The 11056-nt window shown below is 37.4% G+C and carries 12 protein-coding genes and 1 tRNA gene; 4 read left to right on the plus strand and 9 right to left on the minus strand.

Annotated elements, in window-relative coordinates; translation table 11 throughout:
* Position 1 precedes the first annotated feature (1 nt).
* Entirely contained in the window at positions 2–1093 is a 1092-nt protein-coding gene (gene mltA, locus QS62_RS00810; protein WP_066104436.1) for a murein transglycosylase A, read from the minus strand.
* 216 nt (positions 1094–1309) lie between these two features.
* Between mltA and QS62_RS00815 the strand changes: the two genes are divergently transcribed.
* Positions 1310–1386 (plus strand) — tRNA-Met (locus QS62_RS00815).
* A 176-nt stretch (positions 1387–1562) separates the two neighbouring features.
* Positions 1563–2210: a cation diffusion facilitator family transporter gene (locus tag QS62_RS00820; RefSeq protein WP_082966098.1), complete on the plus strand. Its 648-nt coding sequence runs from the start codon at positions 1563–1565 to the stop codon at positions 2208–2210.
* An 18-nt stretch (positions 2211–2228) separates the two neighbouring features.
* Here QS62_RS00820 and QS62_RS00825 read toward each other — a convergent pair whose 3' ends face one another.
* From QS62_RS00825 to QS62_RS00855, 7 genes are all read right to left on the minus strand, one after another.
* Positions 2229–2870: a Fic family protein gene (locus QS62_RS00825; RefSeq protein ID WP_066104438.1), complete on the minus strand. Its 642-nt coding sequence runs from the start codon at positions 2868–2870 to the stop codon at positions 2229–2231.
* Positions 2871–3056, minus strand: a complete 186-nt coding sequence (locus QS62_RS00830; RefSeq protein ID WP_066104442.1) for an antitoxin VbhA family protein — start codon at positions 3054–3056, stop codon at positions 2871–2873.
* An 82-nt stretch (positions 3057–3138) separates the two neighbouring features.
* Positions 3139–3801: a histidine phosphatase family protein gene (locus QS62_RS00835; protein WP_066104445.1), complete on the minus strand. Its 663-nt coding sequence runs from the start codon at positions 3799–3801 to the stop codon at positions 3139–3141.
* 52 nt (positions 3802–3853) lie between these two features.
* Positions 3854–4195 (minus strand): Grx4 family monothiol glutaredoxin, encoded by a 342-nt coding sequence (grxD, locus tag QS62_RS00840; RefSeq protein ID WP_066104448.1) that lies wholly within the window; start codon positions 4193–4195, stop codon positions 3854–3856.
* An 87-nt stretch (positions 4196–4282) separates the two neighbouring features.
* Positions 4283–5014: a TPM domain-containing protein gene (locus tag QS62_RS00845; protein ID WP_066104451.1), complete on the minus strand. Its 732-nt coding sequence runs from the start codon at positions 5012–5014 to the stop codon at positions 4283–4285.
* Complete coding sequence (locus tag QS62_RS00850) at positions 5011–5448, minus strand: TPM domain-containing protein (protein WP_066104454.1); 438 nt, start codon at positions 5446–5448, stop codon at positions 5011–5013. The genes QS62_RS00845 and QS62_RS00850 overlap by 4 nt, the downstream gene beginning before the upstream one ends.
* Before the next feature lie 15 nt (positions 5449–5463).
* The gene (locus tag QS62_RS00855; RefSeq protein WP_066104457.1) at positions 5464–6048 is read right to left on the minus strand and encodes a LemA family protein; all 585 of its coding nucleotides are present in this window, start codon (positions 6046–6048) and stop codon (positions 5464–5466) included.
* Positions 6049–6303: 255 nt separating this feature from the next.
* Here QS62_RS00855 and QS62_RS00860 point away from each other — a divergent pair, with 255 nt between their 5' ends.
* On the plus strand, positions 6304–6564 hold the full coding sequence (locus QS62_RS00860) for a type II toxin-antitoxin system Phd/YefM family antitoxin (protein ID WP_066104460.1): 261 nt from the start codon (positions 6304–6306) through the stop codon (positions 6562–6564).
* Positions 6554–6844: a type II toxin-antitoxin system RelE family toxin gene (locus tag QS62_RS00865; RefSeq protein WP_066104463.1), complete on the plus strand. Its 291-nt coding sequence runs from the start codon at positions 6554–6556 to the stop codon at positions 6842–6844. The genes QS62_RS00860 and QS62_RS00865 overlap by 11 nt, the downstream gene beginning before the upstream one ends.
* An 85-nt stretch (positions 6845–6929) precedes the next feature.
* Here the strand turns inward: QS62_RS00865 and QS62_RS12035 are convergent.
* Positions 6930–11056 (minus strand): autotransporter outer membrane beta-barrel domain-containing protein (locus QS62_RS12035; protein WP_066104467.1); only part of this gene is annotated, 4127 nt, incomplete at its 5' end.

Here is an 11056-nt window from a genome sequence, read left to right on the forward strand (position 1 = left end):
ATTAATTTAATACCCAAACGCGTCCATAATGTTTCAACAAACCAGCAACATGTCCGGCTTTTTCACCAATACCTTGATAGAGGTCGAAATGTTGTCCTTTTACTGCACCACCAACATCTAGCGCCACCATTAAACGTAATTGATGTCTGCCTAACCAATTCCCTTCATCATCAATTTCAGGCATTTCGACTAATAAGACACTGCCAGATGGAATTAAGCTACGATCAGAGGCAACAGATGCTAATGGTACAAGTGGAATACCAGCTGAACCTTTTACTTTGCCATTTGGTACATTTTTGAAAAAGACATAAGATTCATTGCGTTCTAATAAACCTTGTAAACGGCTAGGGTTACGTTGTGCCCAATCTTTGATCGCTTGTACTGACATTTTCTCTTTTGGGATTTCACCATCTTCTACTAATAAGCGACCAACGCTGGTATATGGGAAACCATTTTGTCCTGCATAGGCGAAATAAGTGAGATCATTATTACCAAAATCAATATAACCACTACCTTGTACGCCTAATAAAAAGTTATCCAACATAGAATCACTATAAGCCAGCTCTAAGCCTTTCCCTTGTAAAGCACCGGCATAAATTTGCGCTCGTGAAAAACGTTTAGCTTTTGGCATTGCATAAATAGGATGACGATATTGCCCTTGCGGTGTGTGACGGGCGTGGATCACTGGCGAATAATATCCTGTCATCAATACATTTTGGAAACCATCTTGCCCCGCCATTTTTTGAATACCGATACCAAAATTATTTAATTGAGATACATCTGCGCCTGCTAGCACCCAGCTGGTAATTTTGTCATAAGTCGTGCGATAAGTCGCACTTAAACGTGGTGATACACTAGAGATCAGGCTTAACTGCGTCAAAAAATCACCTTGATTCACAATTGGACTATGATTTTCTACCATTCCCACTGGAATCAAAGGCATACTCATATAACTACGCCCTTGATAAATTGCACCAAGTTGTTCATATAACGAACGATCCATCACACCTGATGTAGAGCGATTTTGTGTTGAACACCCTGCTAACACTAAGATTGCTGCGGCAACTGCAGCTAATTTTTTAATTCTTTTCATAAATGACTGATATAACCTCTGTTCCTGCTTTTTTTAAGCGCCGTTACGCTAACAAAAATTATGATGAATAGATAGCAATTTTACGGTTCTCTTAGAGAAATTTCATGCCAAATTAGCGTTCAGTTTCGATAATGGTTATTTTTTTATCAAAAAAAATTTATTTCTTCAAAAAATCTTGCAAAAACGAAAAAATGTTGTATAGTAGCGCACATCTGACGCGGGGTGGAGCAGCTTGGTAGCTCGTCGGGCTCATAACCCGAAGGTCGTTGGTTCAAATCCAGCCCCCGCAACCAATTCTCTCTACTCTGTTTCCTTATATTCCCACTTACTAATAAAACCTATTTATCATTCTACTGAACCAGCTAAATTTTTTAATTTTCTAATTCAGCATTAAAAACACTTGACTCCGTAGTAACTACAAGGTTCATCATAATCACACTTAAATTTTACTATTTATTTAGGAGAGATTATGTGTAATGTAACTGATACAAAAAACAACGAAGAATATTCACATTCACATTCACATTCACATTCACATTCACATCAGCATAGCCATACAGATAATAAATTTGTACTGACAATTAGTTTTTTATTAATTTGCAGCTTTATGTTGATTGAATTTTGGGCAGGCTACGCATTTAACAGTCTTGCACTATTAGCTGATGCAGGCCATATGGCAAATGATAGTTTCTCTCTACTGCTAGCATTAATTTCATTATTTCTATCCTTACGCGCACAAAAATGGTTTGCCGTTTTAAACGGTAGTTCTCTATTAGTGGTTGCCGTTGTTATTCTGATAGAAGCTGTTGATCGTTGGCAAAATCCATTAGCCCTTGATGCTATTCCAATGCTAACGGTGGCAATTATCGGTTTATTGATCAATGTAGTCGTTGCCTTTTTTATGTTGAAAGGTGATTTGGGTAATTTAAATTTAAAAGCAGCTTATATGCACGTTTTAGCCGATGCCTTTGGTTCCATTATCGCTATTATCGCAGGTTTAAGCGCATGGTTATGGTCAATTACCTGGGTGGATATTGTCGCCAGTGCGTTATTAAGTCTGTTTATTTTCCGCAGTGGCTGGCAAATTGTGGGGCAAGCTTATAAGTCGTTGTCATAGATAATCATAAAAAAACTTCTAATATTTAGATAAAATTCTACCAATGATATGTGCTAACATCTTATATTGCTTATGGGATAGTATCGCTTGATTTTCCAGCTGTAGTCTGGTGATATGATTAGGATTTTCTGATCTTGAGATCGCAATATTATTGACCTCAAGATCACGAGCTAAATATATTTCTTCCTGTTTACCTTTAGTCCAATCCAAATAATATCCACACTCCTCTGCTAAAGATCTCGTAAATTCACGTAATGTTCTACTATTTCCATCAGGGAATGGATGAATATAATCGAGGCGCTTATATAATTCTGTTAAGTAAGCAGCAAAAGAGCCTTTGTCTAGTTGCTTTAATGTTGCTAAATCAATTCCCTTTAATAACTGTTTTAACTCTTGTACATCTCTTTGATTCATCGAACTATAACAAACAAGAATTTTGCCAAAGCCCTTATAATTTCTCTCTTTTTGCCAGAGTTGTCTTGTAATAACTTCCGTTCTAAACTTTCCAGCTATTTGTGGACTATCTTGAAAAATATAAGCATTAATTGCCTTTAAATGATTGATGTCGAAACTTCCCTCAATTGGCATAACTCTTAATTGAGCTAGCCGCATCACTGAAAGCTTATCTCTGATCTCAATTTCTGAATATGATTTATTCATCTATAAACCAGCTTTTACTGCCGTAGTATATTCTTTAGTAAACTCTTCTTGACTTAAAAGACCATTGGCATATTTATCCATGATCACTAATAAATCTTCCGATAAAATAATGCCTTCTAAACGACCACTGGCTTTTGCATATTCAACAGCTTCATGCCTCTTATTTTTCTCTTTTTTGCTGATCATTTTTATACCTTATAGCTCTTAACTAAATGTTTATACCTGGCACATAACTTAGCGTGTATTTCATACCACACACCTAAACTCTCTATAACGGCACCGCAATAGATAAATGAGAAGTATCATTTCTACGTTCAATATGGAATGTTCCGCCTGTTTCATCTTGCTGATAATGCACTACACTGATGCTGCAATTGATCAAACTCTCGCTCACTCCCGGCTGACGATGAGTTTGCCAAGTATGTCCACCTAACAGCGCTAACAGCAAACGTAACGTATGCCCATGTGAAACTACCAAAATATTGCCTTGCTGATGTACTTTAATAATATCTTGCACTGCTTGCCAAGAGCGTGCAGCTAATGCTGAAAATGGTTCACCTTGGTTATATTGCTGAATATTTTGATCATAAAGTTCTGGTTGTTTAACTAAATTTTGGAAAGGTTCGGTATGACGAATCGTATCGATCTGAATACCTTCCCATTGACCAAAAAATTGTTCATTCAAACCTTGATGCTGAAATAATGGAATATCACGCTCACCAATCACATAACGTGCTGTATCAATCGTACGTTGCAAACAACTTGAATATGCCGCCACAAAAGGAATCTCTTTTAATGCTTTACCTGCTGCCACAGCACCATTAATTCCCTCTTCTGTTAAAGCGGAATCCCCTTGTCCTTGTAATAGACCAGTTTCATTCCATACGGTACGCCCATGACGTAAAAAATAAAAAGTCAGATCTTTCTGCATGATTTTCCTCAAAAAAATAGCCCTCTTAATCGAGGGCCTATTTTAACATTAATTAAGCTTGTTGTTCTTGATCTGCATACTTCGCTGCAGTTTCTTTCAATAATGGTTGTAATTCACCTTTTTGGAACATTTCAAGAATAATGTCACAACCACCAATTAATTCACCTTCAACCCATAATTGTGGGAATGTTGGCCAATTCGCAAATTTCGGTAATTCTGCACGAATATCCGGATGTTGCAAAATATCCACATAGCCAAATGGCACTTGGCAATTAATTAATGCTTCTACTGCTCTTGCTGAAAAGCCACAAGAAGGGAATTTTGGCGAGCCTTTCATATAGATGATAATCGGATTTTCGCTTAATTGTTGTTTAATTCTTTCAATAGTTTCCATGTATTAACCTCAACGTTACTGGTCAAAGACAAAAAGTGGCAAGATTGTAACATAAGCCTATGGATAAACCAATCTTACCTAGAAGAGTTACCAGCTGCCGCCAGCGCCACCACCGCCAAAGCTGCCGCCACCGAATCCGCCGCCGCTACTACCACTGCTGCCGCCTCCACCAAAACCGCCAAAACCACCGAAGCCGCCACCACGACGTGATCTTGGGCTGACATAAGTTCTACCTTTATGTCGCTCACTTAAAAAGACCACTAAAAAGAAAAACGCTACCATTAACAATGGAATAAAATCATAACGATCTTCTTCTTGTAATTGCTCTGGTTTAAATTCACCTTGGCTAGCAGCCATAATATATTTCAAACCTTCGGCAATCCCTGTGGCATAACGATTTTCACGAAATGCTGGTGTGATCACTTGACGAATGACTTTACCTAAAAAGGCATCAGGTAGCGCACCTTCAAGCCCTTGTCCAGTGGCAATAAAAATTTTGCGATCGTTTTTCGCAATTAGCATTAATACACCATTATTCAGTTTTTTACGCCCGATGCCCCAACGATCTCCCAAAGTAAACGCATAATCGGCAATTTCAATACTGCCAGTGGAAGGAATCATCACAACGGCAATTTGTGAACTGGTCTTTTGGCTATAATTCACCAATTGCTGCTCAATCACTTGTTGCTGTTGTTGCGTTAAGGTATGCGTATAATCATTCAAATAACGAAATGGTTGTGGTACTGGAGGATAACTATCCGCTAATGCTTGTCCAAATGCTAACAACAATAACCAAATCAATAACACTAACTTTTTCATTTGATCACCACATCATTTGGTAATTCATTACGATCATCGGCTTGATAAGGGAAATGTTGCGCTAAACAGTCAGCAATTAATCGAATCGCATTAACAATACCTGTCGTATGTTGTTTTTGCTTTGCACCAGCCACAATTAAATCGCATGCTTGTTGCCAAAAACTTGCGGCTACATATTGATCAATCCCTTGATCACCAATCACTGCACACTGTTTCGATTGCAACGCAACATAAATCAACACACCATTTCGTTGCGCTGTTTTTTCCATTTCCAATTCAGTAAATAATGCCTTTGCACGTTCAATACTACTGCTCTGTGCTTTGGGCATCTTACGTTCAATATAAACTCGCAATTCCGCAGAGGTCTGTTTCTCCAATAACGAAATTGCTTGTTCAATTGCTTTTTTATCAATAGGTTGCGTAAATAAAAACATTATGAGCTCTTACAATTAATTGAAATTAACTGTTGGTGCTTTTTCTGCCCCAGCGTCTGATTTGAAATAAGGTTTTTCATTAAAACCAAATAACATTGCCACTAACTTAGTCGGGAAAGTACGAATCTTTTTGTTATACTCTTTTGCTGCTGCATTAAAGTTATTTCTCGCCACATTAATGCGATTTTCAGTTCCTTCTAATTGCGTTTGTAGTGTTAAAAAGCCTTCATTCGCCTTTAATTGTGGATAGTTTTCAACAGTAGCTAATAAACGTGACAGTGTAGAACCTACTTGATTTTGTTGGCTTTGGAATTGCGCTAATTGTTCTTCAGTCATATTAGCAGGATCAATTTTGATTTGTGTCGCTTTAGCCCTTGCCTCAACTACGTTGGTCAAAGTTTCTTTTTCAAAATTTGCTTGTCCTTTAACGGTATTCACTAAGTTCGGAATTAAATCGGCACGACGTTGATATTGTGACTCAACATTTGCCCATACAGAATCAATATCTTCTTCTGCTTGCACTAAACTGTTATAGCTGCCCATTACTGTAAAACCTAGAACGATAGCAATCAAAATTGCAATTAATGTACTTTTTTTCATTGTTTCCTCGTAAATAATTAAGTTTATGCCTTGTAACAAAATAGTAACTTGCTAACAAAGGAGGTTATTGTAATGCAATTTGGCTATTTTTACTTTCTTTTTCATAGAAAATAGTTATTCACCATTTCAATCAGATAATCAAAATACAATCTAAATGATATTGTCAGCTCGTCCCATTTTGCTTTAATTAAATTTTTTAAAAGATTCTAAAGAGTGCTATTATATGCTCTGCTAATAGAATAGGAGAGAGAAAAAATGAATAATATCCATAAAATTCATACTGATACCGTTGCCAGTATAACATCACTCAAACGTGATCCTATGGGAACGGTTTATAACGCTACTGGTAATGGAGCAATCGCTATTCTCAATCGTAACCAACCTGCATTTTATTGCATCACCCCAGAATTATTCGAATATTTTCTTGAATTAGAAGAAAATGCAGAAATCGCAAAGACCATCGCAGAACGTAAGAAAAATGGTAAGTTTGTTGAGGTAAATATTGATGACTTATAGCTTCAAATTCCATGAAAAGGCATTAAAAGAGTGGAAAAAGTTAGCAGAACCAATAAAAGCCCAACTAAAGAAAAAATTACTTGAACGATTGCAAAATCCTCATATTCAAGCCGATAGATTAAGTGGATTCTCAATCGCAACCTACAAGATAAAATTACGTTCTTCAGGTTACCGACTTGTCTATGAAGTGAATGATAATGAAATTACAATTTTAGTTCTCTCTATTGGTAAACGAGAACGTTTACAAGCTTATATCAATGCTCATAACCGCATTGAATGATGATAAAAAATCACCTTATTCCGTTTTCTTGAATAAGGTGATTTATTCTATTTATAGAGAGTATTGTTTAATATTTACTGCTCGATTACTTAAACTGCCATGAAGCACTTAAACGAATGTTGTAAGACCCTGCTCTGCCATGACCAAACTCTTTTTCGGCATCAATGAACACATGAGTCTTTTCACTGACATGCGCGTTGTAACCGACACCAACTGCATACCACGTACCTCTCGTATTCCAACTCGCTTGGTAATCTCCAGTACGGTCGCTCGCATTAAAGCGGTGTTTGCCTAAAAACTCATGCATGATATTGCCTTTCGCATAAAGTCGATTATCACCACTTTCATCTAATAATCTGACAATATCCACGCCAACTCGGCCAATTAAACTTTTCGCATGACGGAGTTTAACGTCAATATCATTGCTGGTGCGATAGTTGGCACCGGTTAAGTAAGCAAATTGGAGTTGCGCTTGCAGTACCATATACCAACGTTTCTCATCATCCATAAATTTGCGATAACCATGTTCGGTGCTGGCGGTAAAGAGATAATTCTTATAACGGCCGCTACCCCATAGCTCGCCATTATTCATAATAGATTGGTATTTGTTACGCAATAATCCCACTCTTAACACGTTGTCATTGTAATAACTGTTATCGCCTTCCTCATTATTACGTTGATTGGTGTTGTAAAGACTGAGCAGATATTTTTCTATGCGGCCTTTGAATAACATATCTTCTATATTATGTTTCGCATAACCATAGGTGAAACTTAAACCCCATTTTTGTTTCTTCTCTGCTTCATTCTTTCTGAATTTGTCATAACCAATTTCATAGTCATTGCTGTTTAAGCGGAAGCGGTCATCTTGTTCTAAACGAGTATGCGTGCCTCTTATCCACGCCCCTTCTTTAATGTCATTGAGTGAATAAGCGCGTTCCCCTTCTCGTTTGGTGTAAGTATCCAAGATAAAACCATAGCGTGCCGCCGCATCTTCTATACGACCAATATCTTGGCTATTACGGCTTGGTGTGTTGGTTTTATATTTGACTAAATAGACATTTTGACTGCCTTCACCGCCATAGGTCGCTTTCGCATAGCTATCGCCCGGTTTTTCTTTACTCATCGCTTCACCACCATTAAAAGCAAGGTTATAAGCTTCGCGATTATCCGGGTCACTCTCTTGCGCGGAATATTCTACTTTTAACGCTTGTTCCATTAAGCGTCCGCCATCTGAATAGACTTTGCCAGCAACAAATTCATTCTGTGATGATTGAACGGTAGCAAAACGTAACCGTTCTCCGTAATCCATACTGTCTAACACTTCCCGTTCATTCTTAATCACCACATCTTGTGCTGCCGCAGTCCCTTCTTTGATATAGAGCATATCGCTGTGTACGCCATCTTTGTTTAAACGCATTAAGAAGCGATTTGCTCCAGCAAGTTTATCAATATGTAAAGCACGTCCTTCATCTTGACTATTTATATCAACCGTACCAGTACCACCTACTTCACTGACCCAGCTTTGGCCTGTCATCTTCCATAATGCATCATTATCTAAGAAAAGATGAATTCGACCTGCAGATTGGGCTTGGGTTTCTGCCGGGGTATAACGGACAAATGGGAATAACGTTTGATGCGCTGCGGTGCCATAAGCATTAAAATTATCTAATCTGCCCACCAAGGTGCTTCTCGGGGTTAAGTCTAATTGGATAACCCCACCATTTACGGCTTCACTATCACCTTCCATAAAAAGTGTACTGCCTGAGGATTTCACTGCTATCTGACCTTTATCTGACGCCAACATATCCCCTGTAATATGGCTCGCTTTATGATAGTTGAAGTCAATTTGACCGCCAGATAATGCCATCGCCGCCACCGGTGCTTCAATGCTATATTCGCCATCTACAGTAATCTGACCTTGCGTAACACTTTTTGCCGCAATTTGTGATGCTTTTAGTAAGTTATGTGGTGCTTGCATCTTCACTACACCTTCACCACCAGCAGATAACCCGACTTCTGCATCCGTCACTTGGTTTGTGATTTCCCCTAATAAACTCACTTGTCCTTTATCTTGCGCAATCACGCCAAATTTCTTAGCACTGAGTAAGTTATTTCTTCCAGTAAAATCAATCTTACCTTCTAAAGCCGCATAAGCCCCAGTATCTGCACCACTGACTTGGTTAATTTCTTGAGCAATTAACGTCGCTTTACCCTTATCTTCAACATAAGCGCCATAATGTCTGAATGCCCCTGTTTCTGTTGGTATTGTATGCAATAAGAGGTTATTTTTTGCAGTAAGCGTTGCTGTTGAACCTTCTTCTCTCACATAAAGCGCTGCACTACCAAATTTATCAAGATAATCACTGGTCTTTTTAAGCACTTCTGAGTTTTCTACTACAGCAATATCAGCATTATCACCTTGCATTTGAATGATGTTATTGCCTTTTGTGGCTGTTAATTTAAGCGTTGTATTTGGTGTTTCAATTTGAGAATAAATAGCTGAGCGGAGAACTAATAACCCTGTTGAACCTAATACTGCATTATTCACTGTTACTGTATTCGTACCATTTTCTGCAATAATATCTGCTGTCGCATTGCCATCAACACCAATCGCCGTTTGAAGTAATGGATTACCACCAATCTCTATGAAATTTCTCGCTGCTTGCAGTACTACCTTACTATCAGCGCTCGAATAAATACCCATACGATAAGTTCTATCTCCACTCATCAATTCTCCCACATCATTAACTCGATCTTTCGCATGCAAATCCATTAATGGAGTATCGCGTTCTGGATTAATCACGCGAATCTGGTTTTCATCTGTAGCTGATAATGTGATTTCACCTTGATGTTGTGCCGTTATTCCAGAGATTTCACCATGAGAACGGATATTGATATCGACCACATTATTTCCATTGCTTGCAGTTAACGATATTTTACTAATACCTTCATCTTCTGGTTTATACCCCTCTTCCTTCACATTACTTGCAAATAAACCATGAGTGTAAAAGTCATATTCATTATTGTCTGATATCGGTTTATAACCAACACCAAGTCCTTTTCCATCCTTATCCCCATGAATCAAAATACGGTTATTTTGTGCTTCAAGATTCACTTCACCCTTAGCCCAAGAAAATACACCACGTATAAAAGTACTATTCTTATCTAACTCTTCTTGTGTTGTAGGAATAGCAACATTCAATTTACCATTATATTGGATAATATTATCTTGCGCTGCACTGAGATTCACTTTACCTTGTAGATCTCCCCACACTAATTCAAATCTTCTATTTTCACCCAAATTACTAGTAATCGCTAAATTATTACTTCCTGATGCAGCTTGTAACAAAACATCTGTATTATTATCTCCTCCGCTATAGATGAGTGATTGATAGCTAGCATTTGGTGCATAGATAGAAATTTCATTATTTTTTGCTTTCATATCAACACGAGCATTCGCATTAACAATTCCCTGTACTGCCCATACATTACCTTGTAATTCTGTAGGTTGAATTGTTGTATCACCAATATTAATTTTATTATTCCCATTTTCCGCTGATAACAATACTGAACTTCCTTGTATAGATTCAATAGCTGTCTGACTACCATAATCTTGATTAGTATTCGTAGTTAGTATTGTTAAAAAGTTATCACTTTCCATTGCACGTAATTCTATTGAGAATTGATCATTTATTGATTTTTCATTTGCAAAAATAAGGTATTTGTTTAGAGCATTAAATGTGTCTATAGAAATTTCATTACGTTCTGCTTTCATCCTAATATTAGAACCATAAATTCCAGTTACATCTATCATTATTTGACTAGGTGATTGATCTTCATTACTAATTTTTATACTGTTTTTACCTTCCTCTGACCATAACGACACTTGAGCTTTTCTGCGTGAAAAAATCCCATAAAAATAGCTAGGAGCACCTACTTGTCCTTTTTTTGCTTGACTTTCCAAATTAATAGATTGTTTAGCTTTTAACTGAATAATTACGCCCTCACCATAAATATATTCAGGATCTAAAATTCCTTGAGTTTGACTGTGAACCAAAACATTTTTATCTTGCGTACTTCCATTTATTGCTTGAATACCTCCAGAAGTAAAACGGATTTGATCTCTTGCAATGATAGAAATATTGGTATCATCTCCCCAAGCATCTAATTCAATGTATGGAATTGTGACTCCATCAGCAGATTCATTAATAC

The sequence above is a fragment of the Gallibacterium salpingitidis genome, from assembly GCF_001678495.1.
Lineage (GTDB): Bacteria > Pseudomonadota > Gammaproteobacteria > Enterobacterales > Pasteurellaceae > Gallibacterium > Gallibacterium salpingitidis.

Bases quoted from the DNA above. Each gene is read 5' to 3' on its own strand.
- QS62_RS00860 (WP_066104460.1), top strand. From the start codon at position 6,304: ATGAATAATATCCATAAAATTCATACTGATACCGTTGCCAGTATAACA.
- QS62_RS00850 (WP_066104454.1), bottom strand. From the start codon at position 5,448: ATGTTTTTATTTACGCAACCTATTGATAAAAAAGCAATTGAACAAGCA.
- QS62_RS00825 (WP_066104438.1), bottom strand. From the start codon at position 2,870: ATGAATAAATCATATTCAGAAATTGAGATCAGAGATAAGCTTTCAGTG.
- QS62_RS00835 (WP_066104445.1), bottom strand. From the start codon at position 3,801: ATGCAGAAAGATCTGACTTTTTATTTTTTACGTCATGGGCGTACCGTA.
- QS62_RS00820 (WP_082966098.1), top strand. From the start codon at position 1,563: ATGTGTAATGTAACTGATACAAAAAACAACGAAGAATATTCACATTCA.
- QS62_RS00855 (WP_066104457.1), bottom strand. From the start codon at position 6,048: ATGAAAAAAAGTACATTAATTGCAATTTTGATTGCTATCGTTCTAGGT.
- QS62_RS00830 (WP_066104442.1), bottom strand. From the start codon at position 3,056: ATGATCAGCAAAAAAGAGAAAAATAAGAGGCATGAAGCTGTTGAATAT.
- grxD (WP_066104448.1), bottom strand. From the start codon at position 4,195: ATGGAAACTATTGAAAGAATTAAACAACAATTAAGCGAAAATCCGATT.
- QS62_RS00865 (WP_066104463.1), top strand. From the start codon at position 6,554: ATGACTTATAGCTTCAAATTCCATGAAAAGGCATTAAAAGAGTGGAAA.
- mltA (WP_066104436.1), bottom strand. From the start codon at position 1,093: ATGAAAAGAATTAAAAAATTAGCTGCAGTTGCCGCAGCAATCTTAGTG.
- QS62_RS00845 (WP_066104451.1), bottom strand. From the start codon at position 5,014: ATGAAAAAGTTAGTGTTATTGATTTGGTTATTGTTGTTAGCATTTGGA.